The 13,517-nt window shown below is 72.0% G+C and carries 11 protein-coding genes; 10 read left to right on the top strand and 1 reads right to left on the bottom strand.

Translation table 11 applies throughout. The features are described 5' to 3' along the window. Window positions 1-240 precede the first annotated feature (240 nt). Complete coding sequence (locus tag ACTG9Q_RS31775; RefSeq protein WP_455576650.1) at window positions 241-1,062, top strand: thioesterase II family protein; 822 nt, start codon at window positions 241-243, stop codon at window positions 1,060-1,062. Further along, window positions 1,053-1,502: a hypothetical protein gene (locus ACTG9Q_RS31770; protein WP_455576649.1), complete on the top strand. Its 450-nt coding sequence runs from the start codon at window positions 1,053-1,055 to the stop codon at window positions 1,500-1,502. Before ACTG9Q_RS31775 ends, ACTG9Q_RS31770 begins: the two co-directional genes overlap by 10 nt. Before the next feature lie 54 nt (window positions 1,503-1,556). Here ACTG9Q_RS31770 and ACTG9Q_RS31765 read toward each other — a convergent pair whose 3' ends face one another. Next, on the bottom strand, window positions 1,557-2,891 hold the full coding sequence (locus ACTG9Q_RS31765) for a GAF domain-containing protein (RefSeq protein WP_455576648.1): 1,335 nt from the start codon (window positions 2,889-2,891) through the stop codon (window positions 1,557-1,559). A gap of 425 nt (window positions 2,892-3,316) precedes the next feature. Here ACTG9Q_RS31765 and ACTG9Q_RS31760 point away from each other — a divergent pair, with 425 nt between their 5' ends. From ACTG9Q_RS31760 to ACTG9Q_RS31725, 8 genes are all read left to right on the top strand, one after another. Next, a complete protein-coding gene (locus tag ACTG9Q_RS31760) occupies window positions 3,317-4,492 on the top strand; it encodes a hypothetical protein (protein WP_455576647.1) in 1,176 nt (391 codons plus the stop codon). Window positions 4,493-4,730: 238 nt separating this feature from the next. After that, window positions 4,731-5,243 (top strand): 2'-5' RNA ligase family protein, encoded by a 513-nt coding sequence (locus ACTG9Q_RS31755; protein ID WP_455576646.1) that lies wholly within the window; start codon window positions 4,731-4,733, stop codon window positions 5,241-5,243. A gap of 115 nt (window positions 5,244-5,358) precedes the next feature. Next, on the top strand, window positions 5,359-6,528 hold the full coding sequence (locus tag ACTG9Q_RS31750; protein ID WP_455576645.1) for an MFS transporter: 1,170 nt from the start codon (window positions 5,359-5,361) through the stop codon (window positions 6,526-6,528). Next, on the top strand, window positions 6,525-7,628 hold the full coding sequence (locus ACTG9Q_RS31745; protein WP_455576644.1) for an aminotransferase class V-fold PLP-dependent enzyme: 1,104 nt from the start codon (window positions 6,525-6,527) through the stop codon (window positions 7,626-7,628). Before ACTG9Q_RS31750 ends, ACTG9Q_RS31745 begins: the two co-directional genes overlap by 4 nt. A 245-nt stretch (window positions 7,629-7,873) precedes the next feature. Further along, entirely contained in the window at window positions 7,874-10,348 is a 2,475-nt protein-coding gene (locus ACTG9Q_RS31740) for a tetratricopeptide repeat protein (RefSeq protein ID WP_455576643.1), read from the top strand. Then, the gene (locus ACTG9Q_RS31735) at window positions 10,345-11,748 is read left to right on the top strand and encodes a leucyl aminopeptidase (protein ID WP_455576642.1); all 1,404 of its coding nucleotides are present in this window, start codon (window positions 10,345-10,347) and stop codon (window positions 11,746-11,748) included. The genes ACTG9Q_RS31740 and ACTG9Q_RS31735 overlap by 4 nt, the downstream gene beginning before the upstream one ends. A 209-nt stretch (window positions 11,749-11,957) precedes the next feature. After that, on the top strand, window positions 11,958-12,713 hold the full coding sequence (locus tag ACTG9Q_RS31730) for a class I SAM-dependent methyltransferase (RefSeq protein ID WP_455576641.1): 756 nt from the start codon (window positions 11,958-11,960) through the stop codon (window positions 12,711-12,713). Window positions 12,714-13,162: 449 nt separating this feature from the next. Then, window positions 13,163-13,517, top strand: a 355-nt coding sequence (locus ACTG9Q_RS31725; protein ID WP_455576640.1) for an endo-1,4-beta-xylanase, incomplete at its 3' end; no start/stop codon positions are given.

Below are 13,517 nucleotides of genomic sequence, written 5' to 3'. Positions count from 1 at the left end.
GCCCGCACCGGAAGCGGTCGCAAGATCGAGAGTAGCCGATCACCGCAAGGGCGATCCGCGCCTTTGGTCCCGGTCGAGAACCGGTACACCGCAGGGGTTTTCCTCCTTGCCTGCGCGAGAACACCTGTGCATGGTGGGGCTTCCAATTGAGGGGTCGGCTGACCATCCGGGGGACGTCATGCACCACGAGCGTTCGGCACCGCCGGACAACGGCGAACCGCCGCGAGCGCGGGGAAGGGCGTGAACGTGCTTTTGCGACCACCCACGACCGCCGACTGGCTGGCGACCCTCCGCAAGGCCGACGGCGCGGCCCGGCGTCGGCTGGTCCTGTTCGCCCACGCGGGTTCCGGCCCCAACGAGCTGCTGCCCGCGTTCGGCTGGGCGCCGCCGGACGTGGAGATCACCGGCATCGTCCTCCCCGGACGCGAGCGCCGCTTCCGCTGCGCCTTCGAGGAAGTCCTGACCGACACCCGAGCGGTGCTGGACGCCATCACGACCGGTCTGTGCGCGCTGCCCCCGCTGCCGACCGTGCTGTTCGGACACAGCCTGGGAGCGCAGCTGGCCGCGGCCACCGCCGCGGCCGAACCCGTTTCCTGCCAAGGGTTGGTGCTCTCGGCCTGCCCGCCCGCCACGCCGGGGTACGAGGAGCCGCCGCCGGAGGAGACCGAGGTCCTCGACATCATCTCCCGCACCGACGGCGACGCCGTGTCCGCCATCGACCACCCGGCGCTGCGCGAGCGCGCCCTGAGGGTGCTGCGCGCCGATCTCGCCCTGGGCCGCAGGCTGGCCGCGGCCGCGGCCCGGCCCCGGGTGACGCCGGTGGTCATCGGCGGCGCCGACGACCGGCTGGTGACGCCCGCCGAACTCGACGTGCTCGCCCGGCAGCACGGCGCCGGGAGGCCGCACCTGCTGCCCGGCGGCCACTTCTCCCTCCTCGGCGAGCACAACGCCGCCGCCGTCCGCCGGGTCGTCGGCGGTGTCCTCGACAGCGTCCTCAGCGCCCCGCCCGCCCCGCCCCAGTCCGCCACCCCACCACCACTGCGAGGACGCCCATGTCTGTAGACCTTCAGCCCACCACGGCCGTCGACGGGGCACCCGCGGCCGAGCGCCACTGGGACAGGGCGGACCTCGGCGCCCTGGCCGGGCGGCCGGTCGCGGCGGTGCTGACCGCGCTGCTCCTGGTCGCCCGCACGCACACCGACACCCCGCGCGCCACCATCGGGCTGGTCCGCGGCGGCCTCCTGACCGCCCGCGACGGCGGCTCGCTGGTCGGCGCGTGCTTCACCCGGATCGGGGGTTCGGCCGTCGACGCGTTCGAGGTCGGCCTGGACCCCGACCACCCGCACCGGCACACCGCGTACTCGGCGCTGGTCTTCGCCTCAACGGTGTCCCTGGCCGCCGACCACGGCCTCCCCCGCGTCGAACTGGGCGTCGGCCACCCGTTCCCCAAGGCCAAGCGCGGCGCGTCCCTGACCCGCCTGTGGGACATGACCGCCCGCTGAGCACTCAGGCCGGTGCGCCGACATCCCGCGCGAGCGGGTGCTTGCCGACTGGGTTCACCCGGCGCGGGGAGGTTCGGCGTGTTGTGCCCGGACGGGCTTGCGGTTGACGTAGGCGGCCAGGCCGCTGAGTTCTTCGTTGGCGATGAACGCCGACCGCACGGTGAGGATGGCTTCCTCGACGTGGGTCTGGCAGCCCCACGCCGCGTCGCCCCAGGGGTCGGCGACCTTGAGCTCGGCCGGTGCGGTGCACCCGTCGGCGCCGCCGAGCCCGCACCGCTCGGGGTGTGGCACGGCGGCCTGCGCGGCCGCGGCGGTGCGCATCCGGGCGGTGAGTTCGGCGGCGGCGGTGGCGCGCTCCTCGGCCTCGGCCCGCAGTTTCCGCTCCATGCGTATCGCTTTGGCCAGCTCGTCACGGGCCGCTTCGGCCCGGGTCTCGGCGTCTCGGCGCGCCTGCTCGCTGTGGTGGCGTTCGATGGCCAGGGCCGCGGTGCCCGCGAAGACCCGGGAAAGGGCGAAGTCGAAGTCGTGCGGGACGCGCGGGACCCGGTGGTACATGGCGAAGGTGCCCAGCAGGCTCCCGTCGCGGGCCAGGATCGGCGTGGACCAGCAGGCGGCCAGCCCGGCCCGGTCGGCCAGGTCCCGGAAGTCGTCCCAGAACGGGTCGGTGGCGATGTCGGTGACGATGACCGGTTCCCGTCGATGGGCGGCCGTGCCACACGAGCCGACGCCCTCCCCGGTGGCGATCCCGTCGATGGCCTGGTTGTAGAAGTCGGGCAGGCTGGGCGCGGCCCCGTGGCGCAGGTGCAGGCCGTCGGGTTCGGCGAGCAGGACGGAGACGAGCACCTCCTGCGGCGCGAGGCTCTCGATGCAGCGGGACATCCCGTCGAGGACATCGGCCAGCGGAGCCTGCCGGGCGATCTGCTCGAGCAGGGCGCGGTGTTCGGTCATCAGCTGCTGGGCGTGCTTGACCTGGGTGGTCTCGACGCCGATCACCCGGATTCCGATGACGGCGCCCTCGGCGTCACGACGCGGCTCGTAGGTGAAGTCGAAGAACGCCTCCCGCGCGTGCGGGCCGGTCTCGAACACGACTCGGACATCGCGGCCGGTGTGGGACTCACCGGTTCGGTGGACTTGGTCGAGCAGAGCGATGAAGCCCTGACCGGCCAGTTCGGGCACCAGCTCGACGAGCGGGACACCGGTGCGCGCCCGCTGCTCGCCGATGGTGGCGAAGAACGCCGGGTTCGCCGTCTCCACCAGGTGCGAGGGCCCCACCAGCGAGGCGAACACGGCGATGGACTGGCCGAACAGTGCCCGCAGGTCCTCCTCCGCCGACTGCCCGGCGACCGCGGGCTCCGCGGCGAGGGGGTGCTGGCCTGATGCCGCCGTCATGGTGTGGTCCGTTCCTCGTTTGTGCGGTGTCACCGTAGTACCGGGAACGATCGGGTGCATAACGGCCGTGCCTGCCACGGCGGGCACGCCGAGCAGGCCGGTTCACGTCGTCACAACTTTCTAGATAGAAGATGAAAGTAACATCCACAACTCTGAAACGTGCAATAAGCGTTCTAGCTGCATCTTCACAGAAAAAGCAAACGAGGTATTGCGAAACGTTTCAATCCTTCGGATACTTGGCAGCATCGACGGTGACGACCCGCGAAAGGCGCATTCTGGGAGCGCTCCCAACATTGTGTGGGACATCTTTGTCCCGCATCGGGGATGCGCTATCCGTTTGCCTCCCGTGGACGTCGATTGGCAGAAGTCCGCTCCCATTCGCTCCCGCTCGTGTTGTTGTCCCACAACGAGAGGAACTTGGTGCAATGAAGCTCCAACGGTTGGGCTGGGGAGCCGCGGCGCTCGTCGCCGTGGCCTTCAGCGGCGCGGTGGTGCCGCAGGTGATCGCCGCGCCCACGACGCCGCCGAACGCATCGGTCCAGGCAGTGGCGGCGTGCGGTGAGGGCACCTTCCACGCCGAGGTCGTCGCCAGCGGCGGCACGTTCACCGCTCGCCGCGGCAGCAGGACCGTCTACACCGGCTCCGACTTCCGCTCCGCCGCCCAGGCCGCGATCAACAGCCTGACCGCGGGCCGCTCGTCGAAGGAACGCGTCGTGCTCCGCGCGGGCGGCACCGTCAGCGCCGGGTCGCGGATCTCGCTGCCCAGCTATACCGTCCTGGACTCCTGCGGGACCATCAACGTCTCGGGTACCGGTTCCGGCGACAACGCGCCGGTCTACTCCCGCGGCACCACCCAGGTCGAAGTCCAGAACCTCGCCCTGACCGGCTCACCGGTCTACGGCATCTTCATGCGCAACGTCACCAACGTCGCCCTCGGCCAGATCGACATGCGCCTCTCCCGGGGTCTCGGTGTCCGCATCGACAACCGCGGTGACACCAGCCAGCGCAGCCGCAACATCACCATCAACACCGTCTACGTCCAAGGCGCCTCCTCCCACGCGGTCGAGACCTATGGCGTCGACAACATCACCATCGGCACCGTCACCGCCCGCTCCGTCGGCGAATCCGGCCTCCTGCTCAACGAGACCACCAACGCCACCGTCGGCACCGTCGACGCCCAGAACGCGGGCGCCGGCACCGGCTACGCCGCCTTCCGCACCGCCAACCGCAACGGCCGCATCAGCAACGCCTACCCCACCAACATCCGCGTCGGCCTCGTCAGGGCCAGCGGCGGCGGGCGCGGCGTCTTCTGCGTCTCCGAGAGCGGCGGCCTGGCCATCGACCGCATCGAGCTGTCGAACACCGGCAACAACGCCATCCTCATCGAGAACTGCAGCAACGTGACCATCGCCAACCAGGGCGGCTTCGTCACCGGCGGCGGCGAGATCCGGTTGGCCGCGCGCTCGGAGTTCCCCAACAACAGCCGCATCTACATCCAGAACCTCGACGTCACCAACCAGGTCATCCGGGAAAGCCCCTGCGGCACCGAGACCGAGTTCCGCAACATCCGCATGAACAACAGCACCTGGGCCGTCTGCTGACCTCGCGGCGCGCGCCGCGAACGATAGGGCCCGCGCCCTGAGGAGCGGGGTACCAGGAACCACGGTGAGCGGCCGCGTCGGCGGGCCGCTCACCGTGGCCGTTGCCGTCAGGGCGGCACGACACCGTGGACCACCACACCCGGCCACCGCATCGCCGCACCCGCATACTCGTCAACGGGCACCCATGGGCTGGACCATGCCCCTCTCCCCTGGCCGGGCGGTTCACAAGGATGACGCGATGACGGGACCACTGATCGTGTCCGTGCACGTCGACGATGAGGCGCAGCGCGCGTGGGACGAGATCAGACGCACGCACTTCCCGGCGGAGAGACTGGTGGTCGGCGCCCACCTGACCCTGTTCCACGCCCTGCCTCCCGACCAGGAGCGCGACATCCTCGCCGCCATCGCGGAGGTCAGCCGCCGCGCGCCATTCCGGATGCGCGGCGGCCCCTACCGATCACTCGGCCGGGGCGTGGCCCTCGCCATCGATTCCGCGGACCTCGCCGACCTGCACGCCGGGCTACGGCGACGGTGGCACCCCTGGCTCACCCGCCAGGACGCGCAACCGTTCCGCCCCCACGTGACGGTCCAGAACAAGGTCGACCCCGACACCGCCAGAACCACCCTGCGGCACCTCAGCACGCGACCACCGCCCGCCGACGCCACCGCCCTGGGTTTGTCCGTCTGGCACTACGCCGGAGGTCCCTGGACCCACCTCCACACCCAGCCATTCGACCCCGATCCGCGATAGCGACCACCGGGCCCGGCTGGTGGGCTCCGCCCGCGGGTCCGCAGAGATTTTCCGCGGAGATTTCCGCGGAGATTGACGTCCCGGATTAGATGGGGCGATGGCGGTCAATGGTGGGGTGACGACGACGCGCGGCGGCAGGCAGTTGGGGCTGCTGCTGGGGGCGAAAGCCGTGTCCGATATCGGGTACGCGCTGGACTTCGTGTGCCTGTCGGTCTTCGTGTGGGAGCTGAGTCGGTCGCCGCTGGCCACGGGGCTGGTGAGCGTGTCGCTGTACGCGGGCGCGATCGTCGGGGGCAGGCTGGGCCACGTCCACGGCGCGCGGTGGAACCGGCGGGCGGTCATGATCGCCGCGGACTTGGTGCGGGCCGCCGTCCTGCTCGTGCTCGTGATCGCCCCCGGCCAGCCGCAGCTCTACGTCGCCGTCTTCCTGGTGGGCGTGGGCCGGTCGGTGTTCGAGGGCACGCTGAGCGCGGCGACCCCGGTGCTGGCGGGCGAGCGGACGCAGCTGGTCAACAGCGTGATCGCCGGGCTCAAGGGCGTGGCGTTCATGCTCGGCATGGGCCTGTCCGCGCTGGCGGTCCCGCTGGTCGGCTTCCAGGGCGTGTTCGCCATCGACGCCGCCAGCTACGCCGTGTCGGCGCTGGTGCTCGCCGCCATCCGGGTGCCGTTCCGGGAGAGCGGGACGGCCGCGGCGGCCGAGGACGGGAAGGTGCTCTGGCCCGCCGTGGTCGCGGCCGGTCTCGTGCCGCTGTTCGCGGTGCGCTCCCTGGACGCGTTCGGCAGCTCGTCGCAGCACGTCGGCATCCCGATCCTGGGCAGCGAGCTGAGCCCCGGGTCGCCGACGACGGCCGCGGGCGTCATCTGGGGCGTCTGGGCGGCCGGGCTGCTGCTCGCCGGGTTCGTCTTCCGGCCGCTGGCCACCCGGTCCATCGCCCGCGCGCCGGGGGTGGTGTTCTGCCTGGCGACGATCGTCATGTCGGTCGGCTTCATCGGCATCTTCTGGTTCGACGACTGGGGGCTGCGGCTGGCCAGCGCGGCCCTCGCCGGGATCGGCGACGCGTTCAGCGAGGTCGCCTTCAAGCAGGCCGTCCAGCGCCTGCCCGACGAGCGGCGCGGCCCGGTCTTCGGCCTCTCCCAGATCGTCGTCAACAGCGGGTTCATGGCGGGGCTGGTCGCCACCAGCCTGGTGCTGACCCCCGACCTGGTGCCGCAGTGGGTGCTGTTGCTGCACGGCGTACCGATGCTGGTGGCCGCCGCCGCGATCGTCCGGTTGCGCGGCCGGTGACCGCCTACCTCGACTACGCGGGCCTCGGGAGGCTCCGCCCGCCCGCCGTGGCCGCCATGCGCGAGGCGCTGGTCGACGTCCTGCCGCACGGCAGCGCCGAGATCGGCCGGATCTTCCCCGCGCGCCGCCGGGTCCGCGCCCTGTTCGCCGACCTGCTCGACTGCTCGACCGACGAGATCGCCGTCGTCCCCAACACCTCGACCGGCGTGCACCTCGTCGCCGACGGCCTGGACTGGCGCCCCGGCGACGAGATCGTGGTGTTCGACCGGGACTTCCCGGCCAACGTGCACCCGTGGCGCGCCCTCGGCCTGCGCCTGGTGTGGGTGCCGATGCGGGACGGCGGCTACCTGCTGGAGGACGTCGAAGCCGCCATCGGCCCGGCCACCCGGCTGGTCGCGGTCAGCCACGTCAACTTCGCCACCGGGTTCCGCATCGACCTCGACGCCGTGTGCGCGCTCGCGCACCGCGTCGGCGCGCTGGTCAGCGTCGACGCGGTGCAGAGCGTCGGGGCGCTCCCGCTGTCGCTGGCCGACACCCCGGTCGACTTCCTCGCCGCGGGCGCGCACAAGTGGCTCTGCGGCCCGGTCGGCACCGGCGTCTTCTTCTGCCGTCGCGAGCACCTGCCCCGGCTGCGCCTGCCGAGCGGGTGGGTGGGCTACACCGGCGCCAACGACATGTTGACCAAGGGCGCGGGCCACTTCCGCTACGACCTGTCCCCGCTGCCGACGGCGGCCCGGGCCGAGGGCGGGATGTACGACGTGCTCGGCATGGTGGGCCTCGCCGAGACCCTTGCCGAATTGTCCGAAGTGGGCATTGACGCCGTCGCGGCCAGGGTAGGCCGGTTGGTCCAGCGACTCACCGCCGGGCTGCTCAGCGCGGGGTGCTCCATCTCCGCGAGTTCCCACGCCGACTCGCGGTCCGGCATCGTCGGCTTCACCCACCCAGCGACGGAATCCGTTGCGCTGGCGAAGGAACTGGTCGCCGAGGGCATCCACGTGTCACACCCCGACGGCTTGGTCCGGGCGTCGCCGCATTACTGGACCGAGGACGCGGAAGTCGACGCGCTCATCGCCGCCGTCGCCCGCACCGGCACTTGTTGACGGCCGGTTGACCGCGCTCTTGTTCACCTGTTCGACGCGCTGCTATCTTCCGATTCATTGTTCCCCAACAGCATGGGAGACGCACATGGCCTACGAGACTTGGGAATCACTGGCCGACGAGGTCGAGATCAGCACCGGAGCCGCGGACTGCTGGGTGTGCCTGGTCGACGCCTGACCAATCCGGACGGCCTCGCGGAGCATCAGCCCCGCGAGGCCTTTCCTCGGCAGTAGGGGGCAGCGCGGCGATGCACCGCTGGGAGCTGGCGCACGGCCACACCGGGGCCAACGCGCCGAGCTGGCTCACCTTCGAGGTCCACCGGCCCTATTTCGACGGTGCCGACTCGCCGCTGACCACGGTGCACGCCAGGGGGTCGCTGTTCGCGGCCCGCCGGTTCGAGCAGCGCGCGCCGACCGCGCCACGCTTCGGGATGACGATGCCGGGGAGCTACCGGACCCTGCTCGACGAGGAGTCCCGGCTGAGCGGCCACCGCGTCACCGACCCGACCGAACTCCCTCCCGAGCTGGCGTCGCCGACCTGGTCGCTGATGGCGGAAGCCTACGCGCACCGAGCCGATCTGGACACTGTGGACAGAGTCGGGCTCGCGCACTGGCTGCTGGCCGTCTGCCTGCCGCACGCGGTGTGCACGCTGTTTCCCCTCGACCGCAACGAAGCCGAGTGCGCCGACCCGGTGACGGCGGCCGGGCAGTGGGCCAGGGCAAGCGCCCTCTTCGCCGTCGCGGGACTTTCCGACCACACCAGGGCCGCGTACGCCCCGCTGGTGGACAATCCCGCCCCGACCACGACGCACGCGCAGGCCGTCGCCGCGTGGGGCTACCTGCTCGCCCGCCACGCCGGTGACGACGCCGCGGCCCCCGCGCTCTTCGCCCGCGCCGGGCAGATCCTCAAAGGACTCGACCTCACCGCTTTCGAGCGCGCCCTGCTGCACTCCCGGCTCCTGCTGCGCCAAGTGGTGCACGCCGAGCGGCAGCACGCGTTCGACCACGCGTGGCAGCTCCTCGCCGAGGCCGAGGACGTCATGGAGAAGCCTGCCGACCCCGACGAGGAGGCGCTGGCCGTCGAGATGCGGCGCAGGATCGTCGACCGCAGCGTCGACATCGCCGTGCGCCGCGGCGACACCGACGCGGAGTCCCGGCTCATCACCGAGGGGCTGGCGCTCGACCCGTACGACGTCAAGATCCGCATGCAGGCCGCGCAGGCCGACGAACGCCGCGGCGACGACGAGGCGGCGCTGGCGGGCTACCTCGACGCGGCCCGGCTCGGCCCGTACGGCACCGCGTTCGCGCTGCTGGCCGCCGCCCGCCGCGCGGGCGCCCTCGGCCACGACGAGTTCGCCCGCGTTCTCGTCGAACGCGCCCACCGCGTCGCGCCCCGCTCCGAACGTGTCCGCCTGCGCCTGGCGGAGCTGTCCGACCCGCCGCTCGCCGAGGTGCTCCAGCGCCCCGCGCGGCACCCGCACGAGAGCAACTGGCACTACCGGATGTACGCCGCGTACTTCAACCTCGGCGAGTCCGGCTCGCCCTGCCTCTACGCCGCGCTGCCCACGCTGGCCCACGGGTTCGCCGAGGCGGGCGCCCCGCCGGAGGTCAACTGGCAGCGCCTGATGCCGCCCGCCTTCCGCGCCAACCTGGTCCGGGAGTCCGGCCTGGCGGAGTTCGCCGTCGCCCACCCCGCCGACCTGCCCGCCCCCCTGCGCACGCCCGCCTGGGAGCGGTTGTGCGCGTGGGTGGCGGAGTTCCCCTCCGCTGACGCCGAACGCCAGTACCTCACCGCGATGGTGCTGTTCCGGCTCGGTTTCGGCAAGGTCGTGCTCGACCTCATCCCGCCGCGCCCGACCGCCGAGCTGACCACCCCCGCGCAGTTGAGGCTGTGGCACTGGCGTGATGTCGTGGCCTACGTCGGCTCGGTCGGGTCCGGCGCGGTCCACACGCCGACGGCGTCCTTCGAGATCGCCGAGCACCCCGCCTGCCCGACGCACCTGCGGTTCGTCATCGCGGTCTTCGCCGTCGTCTTCCACGCGCGGGAGACCAAGTCGCTGGAGGACGCGGCGCACTGGCGGGACAGGGCCCAGGAAAGCCTCGACGAGCTGCTGGCCGACGACGCGCGCCCGCCGTTCGAGAAGGCGATGCTGGAAAGCCGCTTCTACCGCAGCGTCACCTACGTGCCGTTCCTGCGCCGCGACCGCGAGCAGCTGGTCGCGGAGATGGACCGGGCCGAGGAGCTGGCCCGCTCGGTGCGGCCGAGCACGCCGTACGAGGAGTTCCTGGCCAGGGAGAACCTGCGGGCCTGCCTGGAGAGCCGGTCGAAGGAGGCGTTCGCCTTCGGCGAGCACGAGCGCGGCAGGCGGCTCGTCGCCAAGGTGCTGACCATCGACCCGTACGAGCCCAAGACGCACATGGAGCTGGCCGAGGTGCTGCTGGCCGAGGGCCGCGAGCGGGAAGCGGGAGAGTCCTACCTGCGCACCGCCCGCCTCGGCCCGATCGGCACGGCCCGCGGGTACGCGCTCGCGGGCGAGTGCTTCGACCGCGCCGGGCTGCCGGTGCTCGCCGAGGACTGCTTCGCGCAGGCGCTGCGGGTCGACCCGTACGCGGTGTCCGCGGCGCGCGGCTGGGCCAGGGTCGCCTCGGGCGCCCTGGTCGACACCGCGGCGGCCTACGCCCGCGACCTGCTGGCCTGGGGCGCCGCGCGCGGGGCCCGATGATCGAGTGGCGGCTGGGCCCGTCGACCGCGGAGACCTCGGTGCTGCCCGCCTACGCCGACCGCCCGCCGGACGCGGTCCCGCCGGGGTTCCTCGCCGCGGTCGGCTTCCACGGGCACGTCGGGCAGGTCGTCCAGGTGCCCGGGTTCGTGCTCTTCGGGCTCGGCCCGGCGCGCGAGGTGGACGCCGACACCGTTCGGCGCGCGGCGGGCTGCCTGGCCCGCGAGGTGCGCGGGCACCGGCACTTGGCGGTCACCGTCCCGCCGGGCTTCCTGCGCCCGCTGGTGGAGGGGTTCGCGCTCGGCGCGTACCGGTTCACCCGCTACCGCGACCCCGGCGGCACCGAGCGTGTCGACCTGCTCGCCGCCGACGCCGACCCGGCCGACCTGCGCACCGCCGTCGTCCTCGCCGACGCGGTCACCCTCGCCCGCGACCTGGTCACCGAGCCGGGCGAGGACCTCACCCCGGCCGCCTTCGCCGAGCGCGCCGAGCAGGTCGCCCAGAGCAGCGGCCTGGACTGCGAGATCTGGGACGAGCACCGCATCGCCGCGGAACGCCTCGGCGGGCTCCTCGGCGTCGCCAGGGGGTCGCGGCACTTGCCGCGCCTGGTCCGGCTCCGGCACCTGCCGCGGCACCCGGACCCGCCGATCGCGCTGGTGGGCAAGGGCGTCACCTTCGACGCGGGCGGGCTGTCGCTCAAGCCGACCCCGCAGATGATCGACATGAAGGCCGACATGGCGGGCGCGGCCACCGCCCTGGCCGCGATGTCGGCGCTCGGCGCGCTGGCCTGCCCGCACCCGGTCGACGCGTGGCTGCCGCTCACCGAGAACATGGCCACCGACGACCCCATGCGCATCGGCGACGTCCTGTGCATCCGCGACGGCACCACCGTCGAGGTCCGCAACGCCGACGCCGAGGGCAGGCTGATCCTCGCCGACGCGCTCGTCCTGGCAGCCGAGACCGGGCCCGCGGCGATCGTCGACGTCGCCACCCTCACCGACGCCGCCGCCATCGCACTGGGCCGCGACATCGCCGCCGTCATGGGCAACGACCCCGCGCTGACCGACGCCGTCCTCGCCGCCGCCGCCCGCGCGGGGGAGCCGGTGTGGCCGCTGCCGCTGCCGCGGGGCTACCGGCCGCAACTGGACTCGGCCATCGCCGACCTGGTCAACTACACCACCGGCGTCCGACACGGCACCGCCCTGCTCGCGGGCCTGTTCCTGCAGCACTTCGTGCCCGACGGCACGCCGTGGGCGCACCTCGACATCCAGGGCACCGCCATTGCCGAGCGCGCCCACGGTGAATGGCCGCGCGGCGCCACCGGGTTCGGGGTGCGCACCCTGGTGGAGCTGGCCGTCGCGGGCGCGCCCGACCCGCGCCTTGGGGGCTTGCGAGCGGGATAGCCGCCGGGAGCCCGCCCGGGGTGCCCGAAAACCCGTTTACCGGTCCGGCCGGGCGCTGCTAGCGTCAGGGTGAACCGCTGACTGTGGAGGAAGCCATGGTTGCCCGGAACCTCACACCGGGCCACCGCACCGAGGCCGTGTGACGGCCCAGGTGCCGCCCGGTGACATCGCCATCTGGAGCCGATGCACCGCAAGGAGCTTTCTTTCCCATGTCCGGAATACCTTCGTCCACCTGGTACGTGGACTTCTTCACCGAACTGCCCAACGAGTTCTGGCGGCGTGCCGTGCCGCCGGAAACCACCGTCGAGGAGATCGATTTCGTCGAGGAACGCCTCGGCCTCGCACCGCGCTCCCTGGTCCTGGACGTGCCGTGCGGCAGCGGGCGGCACAGCCTGGAACTCGCCCGGCGCGGGCACCGGGTGACCGGTGTCGACCTGTCCGCCGAGGCGATCGGGCACGCCCGGCGGGCCGCCGCCGGGCTCGACGTCGACCTCGTCCACGCCGACATGCGGGAGATCCCGCGTGACAACCGGTTCGACGCCGTGGTGTGCCTCGGCAACAGCTTCGGCTACCTCGAACTCGACGGCCTGCGGGAGTTCACCGCCGCGCTGGGCGGCGCCGTCCGCCCCGGCGGCGGCCTGGTCGTCGACTTCGCCTCGGCGGCCGAGTCGATCCTGCCCGGCTACCAGGCCGAGCCGCGAACCATGCGGACCGGCGACATCACCGTCCTCGCGACCAACGAGTACGACGTCGCCGGGAGCCGGATGCTCAGCCACTACCTTTTCACCCGCGGCGAGGAAGAACTCGACGTGACCGCGATCCACCACGTATACACGGTGGCGCAGATCGTCGATCTTCTGTCCGGTAACGGGTTCACCGACATCGAGCTGTTCGACGGCCCAAGCGGCGAACCCTACGGGATCGGAAGCGGACGACTCCTGCTCACCGCACGCCGAACGTCCTGAGTAGACACTCCGGCCGGGGCACCGCCCCGGCCGGAGATCTCACGACAATGAAACTACGGCCGACCACCGTGGGTCAATGCTAAATGTGAGCGCTAACTTTTAGCAGCCACCCCTGCGACGAGTCGAGTTCGGCTCAACCTGCCCCAAGCTGGGGACATGACGTCAGCTCCACTTTGGACAATACCGGTCGTCACCGCCCAACCGGGCCGGACAAGTCGGCTCACCTGCACGAAACAGTTGCGTTACGTCTTGACCGACTGGGTGCCATCGTTCACAGTCTGAAGACACGAACGACGCTCGTGGCTGTGATTGCCGTGCTGATGCGCTTCTGTTCACGAGGCGGCTTTCATGGCTTGACGTTAGCGCTAACACATAGGCGTCTCGGCATCGGCGGCGTTCCTGTCACCTCGGGCACCCGGGCCTGCGGTGTTTGATCCGAAGGACATGTGATGGAGCATTCAATACGGGCGGTCACCCGGCCCGCGCCCGCGTGGCGACCAAGGGCGACGGCGCTGCTGCTCGCCGGAGGACTGGTCGCCACCATGCTGGCGGGGGCGTTCCACGGTTCGGCCAGTGCGGCGGGGACGACCTTGGCCACCGCGGCGGCGGAGACGGGCCGGTACTTCGGCACCGCCGTCGCCGCGGGCAGGCTCGGCGACCCGACCTATTCCGGACTCCTCCAGCGCGAGTTCGACATGGTGACCGCCGAGAACGAGATGAAGATCGACGCCTTGGAACCCAACCAGGGCCAGTTCTCCTACGCCAACGCCGACCGCATCGTCAACCACGCCCGCAACCAGGGCA

It is taken from the genome of Actinokineospora lacus (assembly GCF_053813445.1).
This window is presented reverse-complemented; position numbering and strand designations above follow the sequence as displayed.

Excerpts from the sequence above, each read along its gene's own strand:
- ACTG9Q_RS31770 (WP_455576649.1), top strand. The coding sequence starts at position 1,053 with ATGTCTGTAGACCTTCAGCCCACCACGGCCGTCGACGGGGCACCCGCG.
- ACTG9Q_RS31765 (WP_455576648.1), bottom strand. The coding sequence starts at position 2,891 with ATGACGGCGGCATCAGGCCAGCACCCCCTCGCCGCGGAGCCCGCGGTC.
- ACTG9Q_RS31760 (WP_455576647.1), top strand. The coding sequence starts at position 3,317 with ATGAAGCTCCAACGGTTGGGCTGGGGAGCCGCGGCGCTCGTCGCCGTG.
- ACTG9Q_RS31755 (WP_455576646.1), top strand. The coding sequence starts at position 4,731 with ATGACGGGACCACTGATCGTGTCCGTGCACGTCGACGATGAGGCGCAG.
- ACTG9Q_RS31740 (WP_455576643.1), top strand. The coding sequence starts at position 7,874 with ATGCACCGCTGGGAGCTGGCGCACGGCCACACCGGGGCCAACGCGCCG.
- ACTG9Q_RS31735 (WP_455576642.1), top strand. The coding sequence starts at position 10,345 with ATGATCGAGTGGCGGCTGGGCCCGTCGACCGCGGAGACCTCGGTGCTG.
- ACTG9Q_RS31730 (WP_455576641.1), top strand. The coding sequence starts at position 11,958 with ATGTCCGGAATACCTTCGTCCACCTGGTACGTGGACTTCTTCACCGAA.